This window comes from Streptomyces sp. CBMA152, from assembly GCF_014596475.1.
Taxonomy (GTDB): Bacteria; Actinomycetota; Actinomycetes; order Streptomycetales; family Streptomycetaceae; genus Streptomyces.
Window position 1 is genome coordinate 13,146 of the sequence record NZ_MECJ01000017.1, and the last position, 23,811, is coordinate 36,956.

Annotated in this window: 22 protein-coding genes; 14 read left to right on the forward strand and 8 right to left on the reverse strand. The window is 71.4% G+C overall.

Going from position 1 to position 23,811, the window contains the following annotated elements:
- Positions 1-138: 138 nt before the first annotated feature.
- Complete coding sequence (gene xylB / locus BG418_RS16190; protein WP_188274588.1) at positions 139-1,623, forward strand: xylulokinase; 1,485 nt, start codon at positions 139-141, stop codon at positions 1,621-1,623.
- 158 nt (positions 1,624-1,781) lie between these two features.
- Here the strand turns inward: xylB and BG418_RS16195 are convergent, their stop codons facing one another.
- Positions 1,782-2,198 (reverse strand): SsgA family sporulation/cell division regulator, encoded by a 417-nt coding sequence (locus tag BG418_RS16195; RefSeq protein WP_188274589.1) that lies wholly within the window; start codon positions 2,196-2,198, stop codon positions 1,782-1,784.
- A gap of 308 nt (positions 2,199-2,506) precedes the next feature.
- Between BG418_RS16195 and BG418_RS16200 the strand changes: the two genes are divergently transcribed.
- From BG418_RS16200 to BG418_RS16210, 3 genes are all read left to right on the forward strand, one after another.
- The gene (locus BG418_RS16200; RefSeq protein ID WP_188274590.1) at positions 2,507-4,018 is read left to right on the forward strand and encodes a carotenoid oxygenase family protein; all 1,512 of its coding nucleotides are present in this window, start codon (positions 2,507-2,509) and stop codon (positions 4,016-4,018) included.
- A gap of 119 nt (positions 4,019-4,137) precedes the next feature.
- Positions 4,138-4,491, forward strand: coding sequence for a YciI family protein (locus tag BG418_RS16205; protein WP_188274591.1), 354 nt, complete (start codon positions 4,138-4,140; stop codon positions 4,489-4,491).
- Positions 4,488-5,729: an RNA polymerase sigma factor gene (locus tag BG418_RS16210; RefSeq protein WP_188274592.1), complete on the forward strand. Its 1,242-nt coding sequence runs from the start codon at positions 4,488-4,490 to the stop codon at positions 5,727-5,729. Before BG418_RS16205 ends, BG418_RS16210 begins: the two co-directional genes overlap by 4 nt.
- Here BG418_RS16210 and BG418_RS16215 read toward each other — a convergent pair.
- Both BG418_RS16215 and BG418_RS16220 read right to left on the reverse strand, forming a co-directional pair.
- Positions 5,713-5,898 (reverse strand): hypothetical protein, encoded by a 186-nt coding sequence (locus BG418_RS16215; protein WP_317453666.1) that lies wholly within the window; start codon positions 5,896-5,898, stop codon positions 5,713-5,715. The genes BG418_RS16210 and BG418_RS16215 overlap by 17 nt on opposite strands.
- A gap of 163 nt (positions 5,899-6,061) precedes the next feature.
- On the reverse strand, positions 6,062-6,778 hold the full coding sequence (locus tag BG418_RS16220) for a class I SAM-dependent methyltransferase (protein ID WP_188274593.1): 717 nt from the start codon (positions 6,776-6,778) through the stop codon (positions 6,062-6,064).
- A gap of 148 nt (positions 6,779-6,926) precedes the next feature.
- On the opposite strand from BG418_RS16220, the gene BG418_RS16225 reads away from it, so the two are divergent.
- The gene (locus BG418_RS16225; protein WP_317453667.1) at positions 6,927-7,346 is read left to right on the forward strand and encodes a hypothetical protein; all 420 of its coding nucleotides are present in this window, start codon (positions 6,927-6,929) and stop codon (positions 7,344-7,346) included.
- Positions 7,347-7,374: 28 nt separating this feature from the next.
- Here the strand turns inward: BG418_RS16225 and BG418_RS16230 are convergent, their stop codons facing one another.
- Positions 7,375-7,698: a putative quinol monooxygenase gene (locus tag BG418_RS16230; RefSeq protein WP_188274594.1), complete on the reverse strand. Its 324-nt coding sequence runs from the start codon at positions 7,696-7,698 to the stop codon at positions 7,375-7,377.
- A gap of 180 nt (positions 7,699-7,878) precedes the next feature.
- Between BG418_RS16230 and BG418_RS16235 the strand changes: the two genes are divergently transcribed.
- Positions 7,879-8,655 (forward strand): putative protein N(5)-glutamine methyltransferase, encoded by a 777-nt coding sequence (locus BG418_RS16235; protein WP_188274793.1) that lies wholly within the window; start codon positions 7,879-7,881, stop codon positions 8,653-8,655.
- A 21-nt stretch (positions 8,656-8,676) separates the two neighbouring features.
- Here the strand turns inward: BG418_RS16235 and BG418_RS16240 are convergent, their stop codons facing one another.
- Together BG418_RS16240 and BG418_RS16245 are read right to left on the reverse strand one after the other, a co-directional pair.
- Positions 8,677-9,348, reverse strand: coding sequence for a DUF6445 family protein (locus BG418_RS16240; protein ID WP_188274595.1), 672 nt, complete (start codon positions 9,346-9,348; stop codon positions 8,677-8,679).
- A gap of 177 nt (positions 9,349-9,525) precedes the next feature.
- A complete protein-coding gene (locus BG418_RS16245; protein ID WP_317453668.1) occupies positions 9,526-10,353 on the reverse strand; it encodes an SAM-dependent methyltransferase in 828 nt (275 codons plus the stop codon).
- A gap of 223 nt (positions 10,354-10,576) precedes the next feature.
- Between BG418_RS16245 and BG418_RS16250 the strand changes: the two genes are divergently transcribed.
- The 3 genes from BG418_RS16250 to BG418_RS16260 are packed head-to-tail and all read left to right on the forward strand — an operon-like array spanning position 10,577 to position 12,994.
- The gene (locus BG418_RS16250; RefSeq protein ID WP_188274597.1) at positions 10,577-11,404 is read left to right on the forward strand and encodes a transporter substrate-binding domain-containing protein; all 828 of its coding nucleotides are present in this window, start codon (positions 10,577-10,579) and stop codon (positions 11,402-11,404) included.
- The gene (locus tag BG418_RS16255; RefSeq protein ID WP_317453669.1) at positions 11,401-12,201 is read left to right on the forward strand and encodes an amino acid ABC transporter permease; all 801 of its coding nucleotides are present in this window, start codon (positions 11,401-11,403) and stop codon (positions 12,199-12,201) included. Before BG418_RS16250 ends, BG418_RS16255 begins: the two co-directional genes overlap by 4 nt.
- 7 nt (positions 12,202-12,208) lie before the next feature.
- A complete protein-coding gene (locus BG418_RS16260; protein ID WP_188274599.1) occupies positions 12,209-12,994 on the forward strand; it encodes an amino acid ABC transporter ATP-binding protein in 786 nt (261 codons plus the stop codon).
- A gap of 65 nt (positions 12,995-13,059) precedes the next feature.
- Here BG418_RS16260 and BG418_RS16265 read toward each other — a convergent pair whose 3' ends face one another.
- Positions 13,060-14,463: a vanadium-dependent haloperoxidase gene (locus BG418_RS16265; RefSeq protein WP_188274600.1), complete on the reverse strand. Its 1,404-nt coding sequence runs from the start codon at positions 14,461-14,463 to the stop codon at positions 13,060-13,062.
- 202 nt (positions 14,464-14,665) lie between these two features.
- Here BG418_RS16265 and BG418_RS16270 point away from each other — a divergent pair, with 202 nt between their 5' ends.
- Genes BG418_RS16270 through BG418_RS16280 form a run of 3 tightly spaced genes read left to right on the forward strand, consistent with a single transcriptional unit; the run spans position 14,666 to position 18,594 of the window.
- Positions 14,666-17,014, forward strand: a complete 2,349-nt coding sequence (locus BG418_RS16270) for an FHA domain-containing protein (protein WP_188274601.1) — start codon at positions 14,666-14,668, stop codon at positions 17,012-17,014.
- A gap of 9 nt (positions 17,015-17,023) precedes the next feature.
- Complete coding sequence (locus BG418_RS16275; protein WP_223184934.1) at positions 17,024-17,596, forward strand: hypothetical protein; 573 nt, start codon at positions 17,024-17,026, stop codon at positions 17,594-17,596.
- Positions 17,596-18,594, forward strand: coding sequence for a serine/threonine-protein kinase (locus BG418_RS16280; protein WP_188274602.1), 999 nt, complete (start codon positions 17,596-17,598; stop codon positions 18,592-18,594). Before BG418_RS16275 ends, BG418_RS16280 begins: the two co-directional genes overlap by 1 nt.
- A 65-nt stretch (positions 18,595-18,659) precedes the next feature.
- Here BG418_RS16280 and BG418_RS16285 read toward each other — a convergent pair whose 3' ends face one another.
- On the reverse strand, positions 18,660-19,970 hold the full coding sequence (locus BG418_RS16285) for a streptophobe family protein (protein ID WP_188274603.1): 1,311 nt from the start codon (positions 19,968-19,970) through the stop codon (positions 18,660-18,662).
- 217 nt (positions 19,971-20,187) lie between these two features.
- Between BG418_RS16285 and BG418_RS16290 the strand changes: the two genes are divergently transcribed.
- Positions 20,188-21,558 (forward strand): DUF6777 domain-containing protein, encoded by a 1,371-nt coding sequence (locus BG418_RS16290; RefSeq protein ID WP_188274604.1) that lies wholly within the window; start codon positions 20,188-20,190, stop codon positions 21,556-21,558.
- 208 nt (positions 21,559-21,766) lie between these two features.
- The gene (locus BG418_RS16295) at positions 21,767-23,671 is read left to right on the forward strand and encodes an ABC transporter ATP-binding protein (protein ID WP_188274605.1); all 1,905 of its coding nucleotides are present in this window, start codon (positions 21,767-21,769) and stop codon (positions 23,669-23,671) included.
- Positions 23,672-23,811: the final 140 nt, after the last annotated feature.

Genomic DNA, 23,811 nt, shown 5'->3' on the forward strand with positions numbered 1-23,811 from the left:
TCTGACATGACGAATATGGCATGATCGCGGCGACTTCCGGAAGCCCGGGCGTTCACCTAATTTGTTCCTGCCGCGTGCAAATGAGACCCGAGCATCGCTCGTGACCCTTGCTCGGGATCCGTCGAGGAAGGTTTCCGTATGCCGCCGAGCTCGGTCGTCATCGGGGTGGACAGCTCCACGCAGTCCACCAAAGCGCTGTTCGTCGACGCGGACACCGGGCGCACGCTCGCCGTGGGCCGCGCCCCGCACCGGGTCGACGGCACGGCCGGGGCCCGCGAGAGCGACCCCGAGGACTGGTGGCGGGCGCTGCGCGAGGCCGTCGGGGCCGGGCTGAAGGAGTCGGGCGTGCCCGCCTCGGCCGTCGTCGCAATCGCGGTCGCCGGACAGCAGCACGGCCTGGTCGTCCTCGACCGGGGCGGACGCCCGCTGCGCCCGGCCCTGCTCTGGAACGACACCCGCTCCGCCCCGCAGGCCGCCGCCCTCACCGCAGCGCTCGGCGGGCCCTCGGCGTGGACGGCCCGCACCGGTTCGGTCCCGGTCGCCGCCGTGACCGCCGCGAAGTGGCGTTGGCTGTACGAGAACGAGCCCGCGACCGCCGCCGCCACGGCCGGGGTGCGGCTCCCCCACGACTTCCTCACCGAGCGTCTGGCGGGCGTCGCCGTCACCGACCCCGGGGACGCCTCGGGCACCGGGTGGTACTCGACGGCGACGGGTGCCTATGACGCCGAGCTGCTTCAACTCATCGAATTGGACGTGGCGTTGCTGCCGCAGGTCGCGGCGACCGGTTCGACCCGTGTCGGATCACTGGCGGCCACCGCCGCCGAGGCGCTCGGCCTGCCTGCCGGGATCGCCGTCGCCGCCGGGACCGGGGACAACATGGCTGCCGCCGTGGGGTTGGGCCTGGGCGGCACCGGGCTGCTCGACCACCCCGTCCTCAGCCTCGGCACGTCCGGGACGGTGTTCGCCGCGACCCGCACGCGGCCCGCATCGGTGGGACTCTCCGGTTTCGCCGCCACGGACGGCACGTTCCTACCGCTCGCCTGCACCCTGAACTGCACTCTTGCCGTGGACAAGGTCGCTTCCCTGCTCGGCCTCGACCGCGATGACGCGGTGCCCGGTGGCGAGGCGGTGTTCCTGCCCTATCTCGACGGCGAGCGCACGCCCGATCTGCCGACCGCCGCCGGGTTGCTCACGGGGTTGCGGCATGCGACCTCGGGGCGCCAGTTGCTCGGGGCGGCGTACGAGGGCGCCGTGTTCACCGCGCTGCGCGCTCTGGACGACCTGTTGCGCGCGTGCGGGCTCGACCCCTTCGACCCGGGCGTCGCCGCCCGTCCGCTGCGGCTGATCGGTGGGGGTGCGCGGGGGCGTACGTGGGTCGAGACCGTGCGGCGGCTCTCGGGGCGGCCCCTCATCGTGCCTCGGGTCGCCGAACCGGTCGCGCTCGGCGCCGCTGCGGTTGCCTTGGCGGCGGCGACGGGTGGGGATGCGGTGGGTGTCGCGAACGGGTGGGGTGCGGGGGCTGGGCGTGTGCTGGACCCGGTCGCGCGTGATGCGTCGACGTGGTCGCGGATCGCCACGGTCCTGGACGACGCCATACCTTCCCTGCTCGGCGGCGGGCAATAGCAGCTATGCGTTCGGCTGCGGACCGTGCGTGGCCGGTCGCGCAGTTCCCCGCGCCCCTAAATGCGTCTGGCGGGCGTGCCCCATAGGGGCGCGGGGAACTGCGCGATCAGCCCGGCACGATCCGCAGCCGAATGTCCACGCATCCAGCGGCGGCGCGCTCAGCGGGTCTCGCGCAGCAGCTCCGCCAGCGCGCTGTCCATGTCCAGGTCCCGGTCCTCGACATCGGCGGGGACGGCCGCGTACGTCAGGAAGAGGAAGCTCCGTAGCGCCGCCGTCTCGAATTCCAGGAGCGCCCGGCCGTCAGGGGAGCTCAGTTCGACCATGGTGCGGGTGCGGCTGCTCGGCCACAGGTGGACGTCGCCCGCGCCGACCTCGCCGCGCAGGCCCCCGTCGAGCAGATTGCGGGCGAAGACCCAGGTCACGCCCTCGTCGTGGAGCGAGACCTCGGGTGGGAACAGCATGGCGACCGCCAATGGGTCGGCGGCGCTGTAGCCGAGGGTCACCGAGATGGTGACCGGGTGGGACGCATCGGTGACGAGGCGGGCCAGGACGGACTGTTCGACGGTGGGTGACATCGGCTCGCTCCTTGCTGACCGGCGCTGCGGTTCCGGCTCCTTCGCCCGTACGGCCTCGGCAGACGGCCCCTGGGACGGACCCCGGCTTCCCGATCTGTGACTCGCATCACATCATCTCAATAGTCACACATTCAACACCTGGCCTTGGAATTCGTACGAAAAACCTGGACGGGTTCCGGGGCGGGTGCAGCTGCTTCGGGGGTCTGACACCACCCCCGTCCGGGGGTCCAGACCTCCTGACCCGGCCCCCGCTCCCGGCGGACGATCGTCAGCGACCGATACGGACGACCGGAGCAGGGGGCTCAGCCATGGGTGATCACAGTCGGCGGAACGTGTTGCGCGGCGCGGCGGGCGCGGCCGCAGGGGGTTTTCTGGTCGCGAGCGGTGGCACAGCGGGCGCGGTCCCGCGTGGACGACAGACCGCGCCGGCCCGTACGGCCGCCACCTCCCAGCCCTTCCTCCACGGCCCCTTCGCCCCCGTCACGGAAGAACTCACCGCGTTCGACCTCCCCGTCACCGGCCGCATCCCCCGCTCCCTGAACGGGCGTTACCTGCGCACCGGCCCCAATGTGCTCGGCCTGGAGGACCCCCGGGCACACCACTGGATGCTCGGGGACGGCATGGTCCACGGGGTGCGGCTGCGGGACGGGCGGGCCGAGTGGTACCGCAACCGCTGGGTGCGGTCGGCCGCCGTCGCCAAGAAGCTCGGCGAGCCGCACCAAGGGCCCGTCCCCGAGGACGACTTCGCCTGCAACACGCACGTCATCCCGTACAAGGGACGCATCCTCGCACTCCAGGAGAGCGGGCCGCTGCCGTACGAACTCGACGGCGAGCTCAACACCTTGCGCCCGTACGACTTCCGCTCCACCCTGAGCGGCGCGTTCACCGCGCACACCAAGTACGACGCGCACGCCGACGAACTGCATGCCATCGCCTACTACCCGACCTGGGACCACGTACGTCATCTGGTCGTCGACCGGACCGGACGGGTCGCCCGGACGACGCGGATCCCCGTGGCCGACAGCCCGATGATGCACGACTTCGCGCTGACCGAACGGCATGTGGTCGTCTTCGACTTCCCGGTCACCTTCGACGCGGCGGCGGCCGCGTCCGGCGCGCCCGTGCCGTACGTGTGGAACGACCGGCACCCGGCGCGCGTCGGTGTGCTGCCGCGCGCGGGCGGCAGCGTGCGCTGGTTCGAGGTCGCGCCCGCCTTCTACTCGCACACGCTCAACGCGTACGACGAAGGGGACACGGTCGTCGTCGACCTCACCACCTTCCCGGCGCCGTTCTTCGTCGGCGGGAAGGGCTCCGACGGGCCGACCGCGCTCGGGACCGCCTCCCTGGACCGCTGGACGGTCGACCTGGCGCACGGCCGGGTCCGTACCCGGCGGCTCGACGACCGGCCGCAGGAGTTCCCCCGGGTCAACGAGACGCTGGTGTCCCGGCGTCACCGGTACGGGTACACGGCGGCCGCCGCCGCGATGTCCACGGCGTATCTGACGGCCGACGGCGTTCCCCCGGACCACTCCTTCGGCAACGCCCTGGTCAAACACGATCTACTGCGCGGCACGTCGCAGCTGCACCGGCTCCCCCGCGACGCCGCCGTCGGCGAGGCCGTCTTCGTCCCGGCGCACGACGGACCGGCGGCCGCCGAGGACGACGGATACGCGCTGGCGTATGTCCACAATCCGGAGCGCGGGGCCGCCGACCTGCTGATTCTGGCGGCACAGGACTTCACCGGGCGACCGCTGGCCCGTATCCATCTGCCGGGACGGGTGCCGCTGGGGTTCCACGGCAGCTGGGTCGCGGACGCCTGAAGGCCGGCGGCGAAAAAAGTTCACGGCTCGGCCGTGTTCCGTGTCGATCCCGGGGAGCGCCGTTCGTATAGAGGGTGAGAGACCGGCAAGGCGCCGGTCGTGCGGCCGAGGAGGACACCATGCAGCAGTATCTGCTCAGCGTCATGCAGCCCGAGGGAACCCCGCCGGCGCCCGAGGTCCTGGCAGGGATCATGCGGAACGTGGAGAGCTTCCACGACGAGCTCAAGGCGGCTGGTGCCTGGGTCTTCGCAGGGGGACTCCACTCCCCCGCCACGGCCACCGTGCTGCGGGTCAAGGACGGCGAGGTGCTGATGACCGACGGCCCGTACGCGGAGAGCAAGGAGTATCTGGGCGGGCTGTGCATCGTCAGCGCGCCGGATCTGGACGCCGCGCTGCGCTGGGGCCGCAAGGCCGCCGAGGCGACGACACTGCCGATCGAGGTGCGGCCGTTCATGGGCGGGGCCGGGGAGTGACGACCGGCACGCCCCCGGGCCCATCCGTCGAGCGCGTCTTCCGGGCCGAGTACGGCCGCGCGGTCGCCGTCCTGGTCCGTGTCTTCGGCGATATCGACATCGCCGAGGAGGCGGTCCAGGACGCGTTCACCACCGCGCTGGAGCGATGGCCGGCGGCCGGGGCGCCGCCGAGCCCGGCCGGGTGGATCATCACCACTGCCCGCAACCGGGCCATCGACCGGCTGCGCCGGGAGGCCTCCCGGGCCGACCGGCAGGCGCGGGCGGCCCTGCTGCGGGCCGGGCGGGCCGAGGACGAGGAGCCCGAGGAGGGACCCGTGCGCGACGAACGGCTTCGGCTGATCTTCACCTGCTGCCACCCCGCCCTCGCCACCGGCGCCCGCGTCGCCCTCACCCTGCGGCTGCTCGGCGGGCTGACCACGGCCGAGATCGCCCGGGCGTTCCTGGTGCCGGAGCCGACGATGGCCCAGCGGCTCGTACGGGCCAAGGCGAAGATCCGCGACGCCGGGATCCCGTATCGCGTGCCGTACGAAGCGGACCTGCCGGAACGGCTGCGAGCCGTCCTCGCTGTCGTGTACCTGATCTTCAACGAGGGGTACAGCGCCGGTTCGGGCGACCGGCTCGTACGGGAGGACCTGTGCGCGGAGGCGATCCGGCTCGGGCGGCTGCTCGCCGAGCTGATGCCGGACGAGGAGGAGGTGACGGGGCTGCTCGCGCTGATGCTGCTCGTCGAGTCGCGCCGGGCCGCCCGCGCGACGGCGAGCGGGGAGCTGGTGCTCCTGTCCGACCAGGACCGCACGCTGTGGGACGCGGCGCTCATCGCCGAGGGACAGCGGCTCGTCCGCGTGTGTCTGCGCCGCGACCGGCCGGGTCCGTACCAGATCCAGGCGGCGATCAACGCCGTGCACAGCGACGCGCCGACGGCCGCCGCCACCGACTGGGGCCAGATCCTGCGGCTCTACGACCAGTTGCTGGCGCTCGCGCCGAGCCCGGTCGTCGCCCTCAACCGCGCGGTCGCCGTGGCCGAGACCGAGGGCCCCGCCGAGGCGCTGGCGATCGTGGACGGCCTTGACCTGGACGGCTATTACGTCTTTCACGCCGTACGCGCGGATCTGCTGCGGCGGCTCGGCCGCAGCACTCAGGCGGCGCGGGCGTACGAGGAGGCGATGGCCCGTACCGACAACGCGGCCGAGCGCGCGTTCCTCGCCGGGCGCCGGGACGGGCTCAGCCCAGCTGGCTGAGCATGCCGACGACCGAGTTGACCGCGCTGTGCAGCGACGGCGCGGCTGCGGTGTCGGCGAAGTAGAAACCGAAACCCGCGCAGATCAGCACGTGGGAGAGCTTGGTGCCGCCTTTGCGCCAGAGGAAGAAGGCGGCGGCAGCCAGCGGCAGCATCAGAGGAAAGTGCACGGAGGGCAAGGGTGTTCACCTCGTGACCCCGAGTCTGTCGAGCACCGGGCCGCCGCCGTGCGGCTGCGGCCCGGTGGAAAGCACCTCCGTCACGCTACGACCGATGCTCACCCGACGCCACCCATGCGGTCACCGGTTGTCATCGCCGCAGGTGACACCCCGATCACACGGCCGTGGCCACCACGAGACGGCAGCGCGGGGTACCGTCCGCCCGCCGTCCCACCTCCGGCAGCTCGCGCAGCTCCACCACGAACCCCGCGCGGATCAGCTCCTCGCGGACTACGGAAAGCTTGAAGTCCCGGTAATACATGACGAATTGGGGCCGCCACACCGCGTTCCGCACCCGCATCGCCGAGTCGAAGGCGAGCAGGGCCCAGTACCCCGCCGAGCCAGGGCGGGGCGGGGCGGCGATCGGGAACGCGAACCGGCCGCCGGGCCGCAGCACCGAGCGAACCTGGGCGAACAGGCCCGGCCGCTCCCGGGGCAGGAAGTGCCCGAACGCGCCGAAGCTGACGACGAGGTCGAAGGCCGCCGCGAACGGCAGCGCGCGGGCGTCGGCCCGCACCCAGTCCGTACGCCCGGCGGCCGCCCGCGCCCGGCCCACCTCAAGCATCCCCGCGCTGAAATCGACCCCCACGACCCGCTCACGGCACACCTGCCGCAGCACGTCCAGGCCCGCACCCGTGCCGCAGCACAGGTCGAGCCCGTGATCGACGGGGCCGAGCTCGCGCAGCGCCCGCGCGACGGCGTCCAGGACGACATCGGGCGTGCGGTACGGGGTGAGGTCGAACTTCGGCGCGAGCAGGTCGTAGCCGTGCTCGACCGACGACAGTGCCTGAACGGCGAGTTCACGGACGGTGGGGCCCTGGGGAGCGAACATCGCCCTCAGCATAGGGGTGGCACCCAGCGGGCCTGGTCAGCGCGGGGGTGCGGCGCCACCGGTCGCCGAATGCGCGTATCCATGGATAACCTCGGAAAAGGTTACGAATTGGCCTATCGGGGGGTCGGCCGAGACGGGAGAAACCATCGTGAAATCCACTCTGAGCAACCGCTGTGCCCGGATGGCAGCAGTGGGCGCCCTGTCCTTCGCCCTGGTGGCCGGTGGAGCCACGGGAATCGCGACCGCCGCCACGCCCAAACCGACGCCGAGCGGCAGCAAGCACGCCTCGGCGGCGACGAGTTCGCTGACCATCAAGGCCAGCAAGACCGACGTCAAGGTGGGCGACACGGTCACCTTCACCGGCCGGTCGAAGGGCCTGTCCATAGGCAGCAAGGTCGTGCTCCAGCACAAGAACAAGGGCAAGTGGACGACCCTGCAGCCCAGTACCACCATCAAGCAGGGCAGCAGTTACTCACTGGACCACAAGTTCACGGCCAAGGCCAAGGAAGAGCTGCGGGTCATGGACGGCACGACCACGTCGCCGTCGGTGACCGTCACCGTGAAGTGACGGCCACCGCGTTCCGGCGACGCCGGAGCTAGCCGATCTTCAGCTCACCCATCTCGCTCCATCCCGCCGCACCCTCGATCGTCGTGCTGACGATGTCGGGAGTGCGGCGCAGGAGCGGGCGCATCGTCTCCATGGCGGCCCTGAAGTGGTCGGAGTTCACATGGGCCTCGCCCGCGCCGTCCTGGAACGCCTCCACGAGGACGTAGGTGTTCGGGTCCTCCAGGCTGCGGGACCACTCGTACCAGAGGTTGCCCGGCTCGGCCCGGGTCGCGTGGGTGAAGTCCGCGACGAGCTGGGGCCACTCCTCGGCGTACTCGGGCTTCACGGCGAACTTGACGCAAATAAAGATCATTCAGGCATTCTAAGCAGGCCGGTGCATAAGCGCTGCGCAGGCATCGCGTGTGCCGCCCGGTCGTGGCCCGTGCCGTGCTTCATCGCCTGCTGTGCATAATCGCTCGGCGGTGCGCGGTGGCCGGGGGTACTGTTGCCGCCGCCAAGCAGTCCTCCGCCCGCCGAACCCCAGGTGAGACCCATTACCGCACTCCCCCACTCCGCCGTCGTCACGCGGCTGCGCGCCGCAGGCTGCGTCTTCGCCGAGGACGAGGCGGAGCTGCTGCTCTCGACCGCCCGCACCCCGGCCGAGCTCGACGCCATGGTGCGGCGCCGGGCCGACGGGCTGCCGCTCGAACACGTCCTGGGCTGGGCGGAGTTCAGGGGGGTGCGCGTCGAGGTGGACCCGGGTGTGTTCGTGCCGAGGCGCCGTACGGAGTTCCTGGTCGAGCAGGCCGTGGCGCTCGCCGGTCCGGGCGCGGTCGTGGTCGATCTGTGCTGCGGCTCGGGCGCGTTGGGCGCGGCGCTCGTCGCGGGGATCGGGCGCGCCGAGCTGTACGCGGCGGACATCGACCCGGCCGCCGTGGCCTGCGCCCGGCGCAATGTCGGCGCCGCCGGCGGCCGGGTCTACGAGGGCGACCTCTTCGCGCCGCTGCCCGCCGGGCTGCGCGGCCGGGTGGACCTCCTGCTGGCCAATGTCCCGTACGTACCGACCGAGGAGATCGAACTGCTCCCCTCGGAGGCACGCGTCCATGAGGCGCGGGTGGCGCTCGACGGCGGCGGCGACGGGCTCGACGTGCTGCGCCGGGTCACCGCCGAGGCGGCCGGGTGGCTGGCGCCGGGCGGGCATCTGCTCTTCGAGACGAGCGAGCGCCAGGTGCCGACCGCCGTCGAGACGGTGACCCGGGGCGGTCTGGTGGCGCGCGTGACGACCTGCGACGAGCTGTACGCCACGGTCGTCATCGCGACCAGACCCTGAGCACGAACCGTCAGCGCGGGCTCACGCCATCCAGAAGAAGACCGCCGTCATCCGGCTGTCCTCCATGGTGCTCCCCCAGTAATTGGTCGCGCTGTGAATCATGTTGGCGCTGTACAGGAGCAGCCGGTTGTACTTGTGCGCGACGCGGACGTCCTCGGTGAAGGAGTTCGGCGGCACGAACCGGGTGCCGAGCGCCTCGGCCAGGTTGTTGTGCGGGGCCGCCACCTGGTTGCCGCCGAGGACACCGCCGGGCAGGCTCTGCCGGAAGAAGCTCGTACCGCAGTCCTTGGGCACGTCCGGGTTGAGATAGAGCACCGCGGCATAGCGGCACAGCGCACGTGAGTCGGTGTGCGGGCGCTGCTCGCTCTCGTCCTTGCCGACGACCTGGACGCAGTTGTGGTTGAGGGTGGCGCCGCCCGGTGCCTGCTGGAGCCAGAGCTCGCGGGCGCCGGTCGACTTCTTCACCAGCCGCTCCACCCGGCCGAGTTCGGCGGGTTCCAGGCCCGGCATGGTGCGCATGCCCGGCCAGGTCTCGGGCTTGCGGGGGTATCCCTCGACCCAGTCGTCCTTGGCCAGACAGCGCGCGCGGACCTCGTCGACATTGGGCAGGACGTCGTCGAGGACCCAGTAGTCCCGGCCGAGCGTGGGTTTGCGATAAGGGAGCACCGGGAGTGCGGAGGAATTGGGGGGCATGCGGCCGAACCTACTTCCGTAACCGCCGGTCGCCGTCCGCGACTTGGTCAACCTTGCGTCAAGGGGCGGCGAAACACTTCCCGTGACGAATGGCGCATTGCGGGGACTTCCCCATGGGAGATCCCCGCAATGGCAAAGGCAGCACCAATTCCCCGCCAGGAGCGGACCCGGGGACGGTCAGGCCTTGCGGCCGACGCCGCCGAACATGGCCACCTCGTCCGGCTCCGGCGCCGACGCGTCCTCCGGCCGCCAGCGCGAGCAGGAGACGACGCCCGGCTCCAGGATCTCCAGGCCGTCGAAGAAGCGGGCGGTCTGCTCGGGGGTGCGCTGGGTGAGCTTGGGCGTGCCGTGCTCGTTCCAGAACGCCACCGCCTCGTCGACGTCCGGCATGTCCGGGTGGGTGACGGTGTGGGAGAGCACCAGGAAGCTGCCGGGGGCGAGCGCGTCCATCAGATTGCGCACCAGCCCGTACGCCTGCTCGTCGTCCCCGATGAAGATGACGACGCCGAGCAGCATCAGCGCGACCGGCTGGCTCAAGTCCAGGGTCTTGGCGGCGTGTTCCAGGATGGAGTCCACATCGCGCAGATCCGCGTCGAGGTAGTCGGTGCGGCCCTCGGGCGTGCTGGTCAGCAGGGCGCGGGCGTGCGCGAGCACCAGCGGGTCGTTGTCGACGTAGACGATCCGGGACTCCGGCGCGATCCGCTGGGCCACCTCATGGGTGTTGTCGGCGGTGGGCAGACCGGTGCCGATGTCGAGGAACTGGCGGATGCCCCGGTCGGCGACGAGGTGGCGCACGGCCCGGCCGAGGAAGAGCCGGTCGGCCCGGGCGTAGTCGCCGATGCCCGGGTGGAGCTCGCGGATCTGGTCGCCGACCGCCCGGTCGACCTCGTAGTTGTCCTTGCCGCCGAGCCAGTAGTTCCAGATCCGGGCGGTGTGCGGCTGGGCGGTGTTGATCCTGCTCCGGACGTGCTCGGGAGCATCGAGGTGTGCCGGGTTGTCGGTCACGGGCGTCGTCTCCTGGGGGCCTGGTGGACTGTCAATGATCAGCCTAGATGGCCAAGTTGAGCCGTGTCGCCGATACCCCTCCCCCGCCTGCCCGAACTCCGGGTGTACGGATGACGTCATCGGCGCGCCTGCCGGGTTCCCGGGCGAAGTGACCCCCAGTCTCATACGATCATGGCTGAACGGTTCCGCTCCTCAGCCACCCCCGTATCCATGGAGGTCAACCGTGACCAGGACGGCTCACCGTATCCGTACATCCGCCACCGCCACAGCAGCCGCGGCAGTGCTGTTCGCGGTCGCCGGCTGCTCGTCGTCGGGCGGCGGCTCCGGAGAGGCCGCGGGCGGTGTTCCGGTGGTCAAGAAGGGCAAGCTGACCACCTGCACCCATCTGCCGTATCCGCCCTTCCAGTCGGAGCAGAACGGCAAGGTCGTGGGCTTCGACGTGTCCCTCATCGACCTCGTGGCCAAGAACCTCAAGGTCGAACAGAAGATCCTCGACACTCCGTTCGAGAACTTCAAGACCGGTGCCTTCCTCAACTCGGGCCAGTGCGACCTCGCCGCCGCCGGTATGACCATCACCGACGAGCGCAAGAAGAACGTCGACTTCTCGATGCCCTACTTCGACGCCACCCAGGCGCTGCTCGCCACCAAGAAGAGCGGCGTCACCTCGCTCGCCGACCTCAAGGCCAAGGGCAAGAAGCTCGGCGCCCAGGCGGAGACCACCGGCGAGAGCTACGCCAAGGGCAAGGGCTTCAACCCGGTCGCCTTCGAGAGCTCGGACGCAGTGCTCAACGGGCTGCGCACCGGCCAGGTCGACGCCGTCATCATCGACTACCCCGTCGTCCAGGGCTGGCTCAAGAACAAGGCCAACGCCGACGAGTTCGCGCTCGGCGAGAACATCTCGACCGGCGAGCAGTACGGCTTCTCGGTCAAGAAGGGCAACACCAAGCTGCTCGACGCCATCAACAAGGCCATCACGGACGCCAAGGCGGACGGCACGTACAACAAGCTGTACGAGGAGTGGATCGGCCCGCTTCCCAAGGCCCAGTCGTGACCTCCCGCCTGACGAGGCGTCAGCGCAGGCGCGTCTCGCAGGGCATCCAGTACGTCGTCTTCCTCGGCGTGCTGATCACCATCGGTGTGCTGGCCGACTGGGGCAGGCTGCAGAACCAGTTCGCGCAGCCTGACCTCGTCCGCAAGCTCTTCCCGGACATCATCACCACCGCCCTGCGCAACACCGTCGTCTACACCCTCTCCGGTTTCGTCTTCGGTCTGGTGCTCGGCCTGGTCGTCGCGCTGATGCGGCTGTCGTCGGTGGCGCCCTACCGCTGGGTCGCGAGCATCTACATCGAGCTGTTCCGGGGACTGCCCGCCCTGCTGATCTTCATCTTCGTGGGGGTGGCGGTCCCGCTGGCGTTCCCCGGCACGGAGATCCCCGGCGGTACGTACGGAAAGGTCGCCCTCGGACTCGGTCTGGTCGCCGCCGCCTATATGGCCGAGACGATCCGGGCCGGCATCCAGGCGGTGCCCAAGGGCCAGATGGAGGCGGCCCGCTCGCTGGGGTTCTCGCACGCGCGGGCGATGATCTCGGTGATCATCCCGCAGGCGTTCCGTATCGTCATCCCACCTCTGACCAACGAACTGGTGCTGCTGTTCAAGGACTCCTCGCTCGTGCTGTTCCTCGGGGTCACCCTGGAGGAGCGGGAGCTCACCAAGTACGGCCGCGACCTGGCCAGCGAGAGCGCCAACTCCACCCCGATCCTGGTCGCCGGGCTGTGCTACCTGATAGTGACCGTGCCCCTGAGCTTCGTGGTGCGCCGCCTAGAGGCCCGCGCCGACCGGGCGAGGTGAGGAAGCGATGCCACAGAACGAGATCGAGATCCGCGGGCTGCGCAAGTCGTTCGGCGACAACGAGGTGCTGCGCGGCATCGACCTGGAGGTCGCCCGGGGCGAGGTGGTGTGCGTCATCGGCCCCTCCGGCTCGGGCAAGTCGACACTGCTGCGGTGCGTCAACCTGCTGGAGGAGCCGAGCGCGGGCCAGGTGTACGTGGGCGGCACCGAAGTCACCGACCTGGACGTCGACATCGACGCGGTGCGGCGCCGTATCGGCATGGTCTTCCAGCAGTTCAACCTCTTCCCGCACATCACGGTCACCGAGAACCTGATCCTGCCGCAGCGCCGGGTGCTGCGCCGGGACAAGGCGAAGGCGGCGGCCGTCGCCCGCGAGAACCTGGACCGGGTGGGGCTCGCCGACAAGGCCGACGCGTACCCGGCGCAGCTCTCCGGCGGCCAGCAGCAGCGGGTCGCCATCGCCCGGGCGCTCGCGATGGGCCCCGAGGTCATGCTCTTCGACGAGCCGACCTCGGCGCTCGACCCGGAGCTCGTCGGGGACGTCCTCGCGGTGATGCGGGTGCTGGCGGGCGAGGGCATGACGATGATGGTCGTCACCCATGAGATGAGCTTCGCCCGCGAGGTCGCCGACCGGGTGGTGTTCATGGACGGCGGCGTGATCGTCGAGCAGGGGCCGGCGGCCCAGGTGGTCGGCGCCCCGCGCGAGGAGCGGACCAGGAACTTCCTCAACCGCATCCTCGACCCGTCGGCCGCCGACCGGCCGACCTCGCAGCGGCCGCCGGAGGACGGCTGACGGTTTATCAGGTGTACGTGAGCGGCGCCCGCCCATTGGGGCGGGCGCCGCCCGCTCTCATCGGATCAGGACCCGGCGGCCCTCATCTTGTGGGTGAACACCCAGGTCGCGATGGAGTCGCCCAGGGTGTAGCCGTCGCTCGCGTCCCACGGGTAGTGGACGCCGAGCCAGACCCGGCTGTCGCCGTCCTCGTGCGCGGCCTGGCTGAAGCTGGTGAACGAGCGGGTCCGCATGGGCGACTTCGGGTCGTCCGTGGTCACGGTGAAGCTCACGTTGTCGCTGGTGAAGTACTGCCGCATGACCCCCGCCCAGGCGGCGCTGAACGCGGCGTGGCCCGAGGCCCACGCCGGGAAGCAGGGCGAGGTGCCCGACAGCGGCTTCCAGGTGGTGTCGAGCCCGCCCTCGCGGATCGCGGAGACCGGCCGCCACAGGTCGATCGGCGTACGGTACTTGACGTCCCACTCCCCGATGGCCGCGTCCGCCATGGCGACCGAGACCAGCGCGAAGAGCCGGGCATTCTGATACGGCGTCAGATTGTGGTCCTTGGCGACCCGCGCGGTCGTGTCGAGCAGCTGCCCCGGCGGCTTGAAGGTGCCGTTGGCGTCATTGGCCCAGAACCAGGCGGCCGCGGTCTGGTCGGTCGTCCGCGCGGTGGACCCGGCGGCACCGAGGGTGCGCACCGCGTCGACCTGGCTCGCGTAGGCGGGGCTCGCCAGCAGACTCTCGTACGAGGCGTACGTTCCCGGCGTCGGGGGCCGGAACTGGGAGCCGGACGTCATCGCCCACGGCTTGACCAGGCCCCAGGTGGGGGTGACCGCCTGGCTGCCCTGGGCGCAGGCCGGGTCCGGCAGGTCGGGGTAGCTGGTGGGCTGCCAGGCGCCGGGCTTGCCGTCGGGCGTGTACACGCTTCTGTCGTCCGAGCCGTCGGCCGTACGGAAGTTCTGGATGTTCTTGACGATCGTGCCGACCAGCGTGAGGTCGATGATGTCGAAGTCGGTGGAGTTGGTCCCGAACCGCTCCTTGAACTTGTTGTCCAGATAGGTGGTCTGGTCCGGGAACAGCTTGAGCAGGACGTTGTAGGCGGTCCGCCCGATCGCCCGCTCCTCCTCGCCCGGCCCCTCGTACCCCCAGCCCTTGGAGTAGTTGATCGCCTGGAGGTACGGGTCGGAGGTCATGGTGCGCCAGCGCAGCTGGTACGAGCTCTCCGCGTCGTAGATCGCGGTGTTCATCATGGCGGCGGCCCGGCTGATCGGGCCGGGGGCGCCACCGGCCGTGCGGATCGCGCCGAGCAGCACGTCGTTCCAGTACTGCACGGGGTCGCCGGTGTAGTTGGGGGGTGCCGCCGAGGCGGGCTGGGGCGCGAGCGCGAGCACCCCGCACGCGGTGGCGCAGACGGTCGCCAGGGCCACCGCACGGGCGCGCAGGCCGCCGCGTCTTCTCTTTCTGCTCTTTCGGTGGATCCGTAACATGCCCAGGTCCTCTCTCGGCGGGTTTCGGTACGGTCTCGCGGTCCGCGTCGCAATCTAGGGCCGGGGGTTTCGGCCGCACATCCAGCAGGCGGACGACGGGAAGCGGCCGCCGGTAAACCCTGGTGGTACAGGGCAGCGCCTGGACGGCCACGCCCACACCACCGCAAGGCGCGAAAAGGTGTGGATCGGTAGAATTCACCCCATGGGAGAGCGGTCGGCCGTACCGACGGCGCCCGAACTCGTCCTGGAGACCGATACCGGCTCCACGGTGATGAGTCCGAGCCGGGACTATCACGTCGGGCGCGACCCCCTCAGCGAGATCGTCATCGACGACGCGCGTGTGTCCTGGCACCACGCCGTGCTGCGCGCCGAGGCGGGCCACTGGACCGTCGAGGACGAGGACAGCACCAACGGAACGTACGCCGACGGCCGACGCGTCCACGAGTGGGACGTCGGCCCGGGCAGCGAGATCCGGTTCGGCAGCCCCGCCGACGGCCCGCGCGCCGTCCTGGTGGGCCGCGCGCCGCCCGTCCACGCCCCGGAGCGGCTTTCGGCCGTCTCCATGCCCTCCGCCACCGGCGTCTTCCGCCAACCGACGTCGGTGCGCCCGCTGCCCGCGAAGACCGTACGGATCGGCCGCGCCGCCGACAACGACCTCGTCGTCGACGACCTGGTGGTCTCACGCCGCCACGCGGAACTGCGCGCGCACCCGGACGGCGGCTACGAGATCGTCGACCTCGGCAGCCACAACGGCACCTTCCTCAACGGCCAGCCCGTCGCCCGCGCCCTGGTCGCGCCGGGCGACATCGTCGGCGTCGGCCACTCGGCGTTCTGCCTGGTCGGCGACGAGCTCCAGGAATACGTCGACACCGGCGAGGTCTCCCTCGATGTGCAGGATCTGACCGTCGCCGTGGACCGGGGCCGTAAGACCTTGCTCGACAACGTGTCGTTCCCGGTCGGCGAGAAGTGCCTGCTCGCCGTCGTCGGCCCCAGCGGCGCCGGAAAGTCCACCCTGCTCAACGCCCTGACCGGCCAGCGGCCCGCCGACCGGGGCACGGTCCTCTACGACGGCCGCGACCTCTACCGGGACTACGCGGAGCTGCGCCAGCGCATCGGCCTCGTCCCGCAGGACGACATCCTGCACGCCCAGCTGACCGTCCGCCGGGCCCTCGGCTACGCCGCCGAACTGCGCTTTCCGCAGGACACCGCCAAGGCCGAGCGCCGCGCCCGGGTCGACGAGGTGATCGGCGAACTCGGCCTGGAACAGCGTGCGGACCAGTCCATCCACAGCCTCTCCGGCGGCCAGCGCAAACGCGTCAGCGTCGCCCTGGAACTGCTCACCAAGCCGTCGCTGCTCTTCCTCGACGAACCCACCTCCGGCCTCGACCCCGGCATGGACCGCTCGGTGATGCACATGCTGCGAGGGCTCGCGGACGACGGCCGTACGGTCATCGTGGTCACGCACAGTGTGCTCAGCCTCGACGTCTGCGACCGGCTGCTGGTGCTGGCGCCCGGCGGCCGGATCGCGTACTACGGGCCGCCGCGCGAGACCCTGCCGTTCTTCGGCTTCGCCGAGTGGCCGGAGGCGTTCGAGGCCTTCGAGCGGGACCGCGAGCGCGACTGGGCGCGCGAGTACGACGGCTCGCCGCTGCACCAGCGTTACGTCGTCGCCGCCAGCGCCCAGCCGCACCTCGACGGGGCCGCGCCCGCCCGGACTGTGGGACCCCCGCCGAAGGCCCAGAGCTGGGGCTCCCAGCTGCGCACCCTCGTACGCCGGTACGCGGCCGCGCTCGGCGCCGACCGGACGTTCCTCGCGATCATGATCGCGCTGCCCTTCGTGATGGGCGCGATGGCGAGGGCGCTCGCGGGCGGTGAGCTGACCCGGGAGACGGCGATGAACGCGCTGCTCATCCTGTGTGTCGGCGGTGTGCTCACCGGAGCGGCCAACGCGGTACGGGAGCTGGTCAAGGAACGGGTGATCTACCAGCGCGAACGGGCGGTCGGCCTGTCCAGATCCGCGTATCTGATGTCCAAGGTGGTGGTCCTGGGGACGGTCACCGTGCTCCAGGCCGTCGTCCTGACCCTGGTCGGCCTGTTCGGCGTACGGCTCAACGCACCCGGCGGCAAGGGCGTGCTCATGCCACCGCTGGTGGAGATCACGGCGGCGGTGGCCCTGCTGGCGTTCACCGCGATGATGCTCGGCCTGCTCGTCTCGGCGCTGGTGCGCAAGGAGGAGGTCACGATGCCGCTGCTCGTCCTGCTCGCCATCGTCCAAGTGGTCTTCTGCGGCGCGCTGTTGAAGCTCCACGGCGTGCCGGGCGTCGAGCAGCTGGCGTGGCTGGTGCCGTCCCGCTGGGCGCTGGGCGCGATGGCGGGCACGATCGGGCTCGCCAGGATCCTGCCGGGCGACCTGACCGGCGACCCGCTGTTCAAACACGACACGGGCGTATGGCTGCTCAACATGGGCATGCTGGTGGCGCTTTCCGTACTGTTCGGCTTCGTTGTCGCCCGGCTGCTGCGGCGCCACGAGCCGTCCGTGATGCGGAAGTAGGCGGCCGCGATGACCGCTCCGGTGGACTTCCGCCCCACCCACGTCGTCCCGCCCGGCGGGCTCGCGGCCTGGGAGAGCCCGGACCCCGGGCGCCCCACGGTCCCGCTGGACGCGCTGCTGCCCGTACGACTGGCGGAGCGGCACGGCGACTGGGCGCGGATCGTGTGCGCCAACGACTGGTCGGCGTGGGTGGACGGCCGCCTGCTGGTCGCCGTCCCCCAGGATCCGCCGGTCCCGGGCGCGCCCCTGGCCCGTACGGCGGACCCGCGCCCGCTGCTCGCCCGGGCCCAGGACATGATGATCCGCTACCGCAGCGCGGCGGAGGAGCTGGCCGCGGGCCGCCTCGACGGCGAGTCGTTCCGCCAGCACACCCAGGGACTGCGGGTCGGCATGATCGTCGACGGCGAGGCGGTGTGGCTGTACGACGCGGAGCACGAGCGGTGGGTGTACTGCGACGGGACGCGGCTCAGTACGTATGCGACGACGGGACGGCCGTCGGAGGTCGGTGAGTCGTCTCCCGGCGACGACTCCGCCGTGGGCCCGACGGACGCCACCCGGATCGTCGGGCCCGGTGACGTCTGATGGCGCCCGACGGTGCGTACACCGGGCGGCCCTCCGACCTCATCGGGCGGAAGATCGCCGGTTACCGGGTCGAGGCGGAGATCGGGCGCGGCGGGATGGCCGTGGTCTACCGGGCCCGTGACCTGCGGCTCGACCGCACGGTCGCGCTGAAGCTGCTCGCGCCCGAACTGGCCCGCAACGACACGTTCCGCCAGCGCTTCACGCACGAGTCCCGGGTGGCCGCCGCGATCGACCATCCGCACATCGTGCCGATCTTCGAGGCGGGCGAGACCGACGGCGTCCTGTACATCGCCATGCGCTACGTCTCGGGGCGCGACCTGCGCGCGCTGCTCGACCAGGAGGGTCCGCTGCTCCTGCCGACGGCGGCCCGTATTGCGGCGCAGGTCGCGTCCGCGCTCGACGCGGCGCATGAGCACGACCTCGTCCACCGCGACGTCAAACCGGGCAACATCCTGGTGGCCCCGGGCACCGACAGCGAGCACCCCGAGCACGTCTACCTCACCGACTTCGGCCTGACCAAGAAGTCGCTGTCGCTGACCGGGTTCACGACGGTCGGCCAGTTCGTCGGCACGCTCGACTATGTGGCCCCGGAGCAGATCTCGGGGCGCCCGGTGGACGGCCGTTGCGACGTCTACAGCCTCGCGTGCGTGGTGTACGAGATGCTGGCGGGGGCACCGCCGTTCCGGCGGGACGACGACATGGCGCTGCTCTGGGCGCATCAGTACGATCGGCCGCCCGCGCTCACCGAGAGCCGTCCTCAGCTCGCGGATGCGGTGGATGGTGTCATGGCCAAGGCGCTGGCCAAGCTGCCGGATGATCGGTACGGGTCTTGTCTTGCGTTCGTCTCTGCCCTGCGGGCAGCGGCCGTCGGCTCTGCCGGGCAGGGGCATCCTCCGACCCAGGTGGATCTGCGGGTCGTTGCTGCGCCGGAAGTTGTGGAGCCGCCGCCTCAGCCTCCGCCGTGGGCTCGGGCCGTTTTTATCACGCCCCGGCACTGAGTTGCTCCAGTGGAAGTCATTTTGCCGCGGACCGTGCGTGGCTTGTCGCGCAGTTCCCCGCGCCCCTAAACGGCATCGCCCGATGTCGGGTCCTGGCCGACCACTCGGTCCACCTCGCCTCTCCGTCGTACGCCTCTCGCCAGCACGCTCCCCAAGAAGCCCGCCACCAGACCCCACAGCACCGCGAGACCCACCGCCCGCCACAGGTGGGGCTGCAGGGACACCTGGCCCGCGAGGCCGCCGCCGATGTCGCCGATTCCCAGCAGCGACAGGCCGTAATGAGCGGAGATCCGGGACAGGAGGCAGACGGCGAGGACGGTGAGGGCCAGGGCGATCGCGAGGTGCAGGGCGTGTTGCCAGGAGCGTACGTAGGCCGGGGAGCGGGCGGCCATCAGGAACCCCGCGCCCAGGACCAGCAGCGCGGCCACCACAAGGAGCCACCACACCCGGCCGTCGTGGTCGGCCAGGGTGCGCAGGTTCAGGGTGGCGAGGTCCGGCGTACGCAGCACCTGGTCCAGGACGTGCGGCATGGGCAGCCCGAACGGCCCGTCCACCCGGCCCTCCCACGAGGCGCCGAGCCCGAGAGTGAGCGCGAGCCAGACGAGGTTCGGCAGGCCGAGCAGGATCACGGCGAACGTCTCGGCCGTGTGCCCCCTGGCCACGGCGACGATGAGGCCGACCACGAGCCCGATCACAACATAGGCCAGGAGCAGCACGACCATCGCGAAGGCGGCCGGGCGTACCGACTCCTGGAAGCGCAGCAGTTGAGCGGGGAGCGGGGCCTTGCGCGAGACCAGCAGGGCCAGAAAGAGCAGACCCGCGAGCCAGCACAGCCCGAAGAACAGCGTGGGCCACACCTGGGCCTCGAACCCGACCTTGGGCGTGGCGCCGAGCAGGTCGCCGATGTCGCCGATCGTGCCGCCGAGCCCGATCGCGAACCGGTGGCGGGCCAGGAACGAGAGCCCGAGCAGCGCGATCAGCCACAGGACAGCGACCCGGGCGGCCCAGAGAGCCAGCTCGCGGGCGCCCGCGACGGCCCGGTGGCGCAGGGGCCGCAGGAAACCGGCGGCGATCACCAGCGCTCCGACGAGCGTGACCGAGAGCGGCAATACGGTCAGCCCGGCGTTCGTGTCGGCGAGCACACCGGCGTCGCCCTTGACCGCGACGGAACCGCCGACCGCCATCACCATGACCGCCCCCACGACCTGCGGGAACGCGTTGTCGGGCAGATCCCCCGCACCCGCCGCGAGCAGGCCGAGCGCGGCGACGAGGGCCATCGCGATCAGCCCGGCGAGCACCGCCACGAAGGCCTCGCCCCAGCCGTGGCGGGCGCGTCCTGGCTTCGCGGAGGTGTCCGGCGGTGTCTCCTGGCTCACGCTTGTCACGCTAAGCAGCCCCGGCGAGTCCCGCCCGTCATGGAGGGCCGACCGCGTCGGCTTGCGGGCGCGGCGGGGCCCGTACACACAATGGGCAGGCCGAGGACGAACCGGATGCAACTGGTGATTCCCCCCACCGTCGTACGGAGGCGTCCGTTCGCCCCGGTGGCGCGCGCCCCGCGTCCCCGCAGGGCCCCCGACCTGGGAAGAAGAGCTCGTGAGCGACGACGAACCGCCCCCGTCCGACCGCCCCACCGGCCCCCCGTCCGGCCCCCTCTCGGGCCCGTCCCGCCCGGGCCCGGCAACAGGCCCACCGAGCGGCGCGGGCGAGGGCGACACCGGCCGGGGCACCCACGAGGACGGCGGCCACGACGACACGATCGCGGCCGACACGGGCGGCGGGGCGTACGGCCCGGGCGGCCCGGGCGGACCAGGTGGCTCAGGCACCGGCCCCGGCGGCCCGGACCGGGGCTCGGGCGAGGGCCCAGGCGGCCCGGACGGCCCAGAAGGTCCCGGTGGCCCCACAGACCCCAAAGGCCCGGGCGAAGGCGAAGGCAAAGGCCCCCAGGACCGTGGCGCGGGCGACGCCCGCCCCTGGTGGCACTCCGCCCCCCGAATCGCCCTGATGACCGGCGCGACGGTCGCCGCCGTAGTCCTGATCATCGTCTTCACCCGCCCCAGCGGCTCAGGCGGCAGCAAGGGGGCCGGCAGCGAGGTCTTCCTCCAGGCGGCGGGCAAGGACGGCCCGGAGCCCTTCACGCCGTCCACGGCACGGACCGGTTCACCGCCGCCCAGCCCCCCGTCCCTGCCCAACTCGTCGACGTCGGCGTCCGCCAACGTGACGCGTGGCGTGGACGGTTCGGCGCCGGGTCTCTACGGCGGTACGCGGAACGTGGCGAGCTGCGACGTCGAGAAGCAGATCACCGCGCTCGGGACGGACCCGGCGAAGACGAAGGCGTTCGCCTCGGTCCTCGGCATCACGCCCGGCGACGTCCCCCGCTACCTCCGGGCGCTCACCCCCGTACAGCTCCGCGTCGACACCCGGGTGACCAACCACGGCTACCGCGACGGCTCCCCCACCGCCTACCAGGCCGTGCTCCAGGCGGGCACCGCCGTCCTCGTGGACGACCGGGGCGTGCCCCGGGTGCGCTGCGCCTGCGGCAATCCGCTGACCCCGCCGGTTGCCCAACAAGGAACGCCCAAGCCGACGGGCGACTCCTGGCCGGCGTACCGCCCGTCGAACGTCGCCGTGGTCGCGCCCTCGACCCAAGTGGTCGATGTCTTCGTCATGTTCGACCCGGACCACAACGAATGGTTCCAGCGCTACAAGGGCGACAAGGGAGGCGGCGACAAGAAGACCACGCCGCCCTCTCAGACGTACGCGTCGCCCAGCGCGTCCCCGCCCTGTTCCCCCTACCCGTCGCCCTCGGCCGGCGCCCCGACGCCCTGCGCGCCGACGGCCGTGACGTCGGCGCCGCCCTCGGAGTCCAACTCCCCGTCCACCGAGGCCCCTTCGACCTCGCCTGGGACGCCGACGCCGTACGAGCCCGCGACGACACCGTCGGCTTCGGCGCCCGGAGGTTACTGACCCTCAGCTGCCCGCCCGGCAATCCCCGGATCGGAGTACCCAACCCCACACGAGTGATTCGAACTACGGATGACCGGCGCCCTGCCCAGTCCTCCCAAGCATCGCGCCCCCAAAGTCGAACTTCCGATCGAGAACTGGCCGTTACGCCGCGCTGATCAGCAGCGTTAGGCATGTGTCACGTTCCGCGAAAGCCGACCGAGGAGCCGTCATGCAGCCGTCCCGCAGCGCCGCCGAGACCGACCGCAGTTCGAACAGCGCACCACCGGAGCCGCCCCCGCCCACCGAGATCACCTTCTCGGGTTCGTACGGGAAGAACCCGCTCGGGGAGGCGTCGTTCCGCCATATGTGTTCCCGGCTGCCGTCCGTCCTCGGGCAGACGTGCCGGATGGCCTGGCGGATCGACCGGGGCGCGGTGGTCCTGCTGGTGGTCTGCCAGGCCGTGACGGGCCTCGCGGCAGCCCTGCTGCTCGGCGCGACGGCGCGCGCGATGCGGCCGATCCTGGGCGACGGGCGGGCGGCCGACCGGCTCGACGCCGCGTTACCGGCCCTGATCGTCATCGCGCTCGCCGTGGCCGTCGCGCGCGTGACCTCCGCGCTCTCCTCGTACGCGGACGGCAGGATCACCCCGCCGCTGACGACGGCCGCCGACGCCGCCATGGTCGAGGCGGTGTGCCGGGTGGAGGCGGCCGCGTACGGCGAGGAGGGGTTCGCCGACCGGCAGGAGGCCGCCGAAATGGGCGTGATGCGGACCAACTTGATGGTGAAGGACGCCCAGCACTTCATGGCGGCCGTCATCCGCATGACCGCGGCGGCGGGCGTCCTCACCGTGCTGCATCCCCTGATGCTGGGCCTGCTCGTGCTCGCCGTGCTGCCCGCCGGGGCCGGCGCGGTCATGTCGGCGCGGGTCGACTACGAGACGCACTACGCCAATGTGGGCGACCGCAATGTGCGCGGCATGATGCGCTGGTGGGCGACCACGCCCAAACTCGCCGACGAGGTGCGGGCGAACGGCATGACCGGCTATCTGATGTTCTGGTACCGGTCCCTGTCCGAACGCATCGACCGTCGCACCCTCGCGATGGCGCCCCGGCTGCTGCGCATCTCCCTGACCACCTCGGCCCTCGGCGGCGCCTTCCTGCTCGCCACCTGGGCCACCCTCGCGTGGCTCGCGGTGACCGGCCGGGTCGGTCTCGGTGTGGCCGCGACCGCCGTCGTCGCCGTACAGAGCTCGCTCGCGGCACTGTCGCAGGTCGTCATCTACGGCGCGGCGATGTTCCACACCAGCCTGTACCTCGCCGACATGCGCTCCTTCCTCGACTTCGCAACCGAACGCGCCCCGAAACGCGGCGAGTTGGCCGCACCCGAGCAACCGAAGGAGATCCGGCTCGACGAGGTCGTCTACCAGTACCCGAACAAGGCGACCCCCGCCGTGAACCGGGTCTCGCTCACCCTGCGGCGCGGCGAGGTCGTCGCGGTGGTCGGCGAGAACGGCTCGGGCAAGTCCACCCTGACCCGGCTCATCACCGGGCTCTACCTCGCCGACAAGGGCCGGGTGGTGTGGGACGGGGTCGACGTGGCCGCCGCCGACCCGGAGACGGTGTGGCGGCGCACCGGGCTCGTGCCGCAGTTCTTCGGCCAGTGGCCGCTCGCCGTACGGGAGAACATCACGCTCGGCCAGCCCCGCACCCACCACGACGACCCGGTCTGGGACGCCGTCGACGCGGTCGGGATGCGCGCGGCGGTGGAGGAACTGCCGCGCGGTCTCGACACGTTGCTGGCCCGCGAGCTGTGGGGCGGCAGCGAGCTCTCCGGCGGCCAGTGGCAGCGCATCGCGTGCTCGCGCGCACTCTACCGCCGTCCGCCGGTCCTGATCCTCGACGAGCCGACGTCGGAGATGGACGCGCGCGGTGAGCACCGGATGTTCAGTGTCCTCAAAGGCATCGCGCGCGACCGCATCACCATCGTCGTGACGCACCGCATCGAGAACACCCGGATGGCCGACCGCATCGTGGTCATGGAACGCGGCCGGATCACCGAGCAGGGCACGTACGAGGATCTGCTCCACTCGGGCGGCCTGTTCAGCGAGTTGCACGCACTGTCCCAGGACCGTTAGCCCGGCGGCGGGGTCCGCCCGGCCGTACCGGGCGGACCCCGGTACGGTAGATCCCCCGACCGAGCCGCCGCTCTCCTCAATCTCCGAAGGGTTGTCACCCCACCCGATGTGCGCTAAGCCGACGCTGAGCCGCGAGCCGC

Coding starts and splice junctions, on each gene's coding strand:
- BG418_RS16200 (WP_188274590.1), top strand. CDS start 2,507: ATGGGTGATCACAGTCGGCGGAACGTGTTGCGCGGCGCGGCGGGCGCG.
- BG418_RS16295 (WP_188274605.1), top strand. CDS start 21,767: ATGCAGCCGTCCCGCAGCGCCGCCGAGACCGACCGCAGTTCGAACAGC.
- BG418_RS16260 (WP_188274599.1), top strand. CDS start 12,209: ATGCCACAGAACGAGATCGAGATCCGCGGGCTGCGCAAGTCGTTCGGC.
- xylB (WP_188274588.1), top strand. CDS start 139: ATGCCGCCGAGCTCGGTCGTCATCGGGGTGGACAGCTCCACGCAGTCC.
- BG418_RS16265 (WP_188274600.1), bottom strand. CDS start 14,463: ATGTTACGGATCCACCGAAAGAGCAGAAAGAGAAGACGCGGCGGCCTG.
- BG418_RS16270 (WP_188274601.1), top strand. CDS start 14,666: ATGGGAGAGCGGTCGGCCGTACCGACGGCGCCCGAACTCGTCCTGGAG.
- BG418_RS16220 (WP_188274593.1), bottom strand. CDS start 6,778: ATGTTCGCTCCCCAGGGCCCCACCGTCCGTGAACTCGCCGTTCAGGCA.
- BG418_RS16240 (WP_188274595.1), bottom strand. CDS start 9,348: ATGCCCCCCAATTCCTCCGCACTCCCGGTGCTCCCTTATCGCAAACCC.
- BG418_RS16195 (WP_188274589.1), bottom strand. CDS start 2,198: ATGTCACCCACCGTCGAACAGTCCGTCCTGGCCCGCCTCGTCACCGAT.
- BG418_RS16280 (WP_188274602.1), top strand. CDS start 17,596: ATGGCGCCCGACGGTGCGTACACCGGGCGGCCCTCCGACCTCATCGGG.
- BG418_RS16230 (WP_188274594.1), bottom strand. CDS start 7,698: ATGATCTTTATTTGCGTCAAGTTCGCCGTGAAGCCCGAGTACGCCGAG.
- BG418_RS16205 (WP_188274591.1), top strand. CDS start 4,138: ATGCAGCAGTATCTGCTCAGCGTCATGCAGCCCGAGGGAACCCCGCCG.
- BG418_RS16275 (WP_223184934.1), top strand. CDS start 17,024: ATGACCGCTCCGGTGGACTTCCGCCCCACCCACGTCGTCCCGCCCGGC.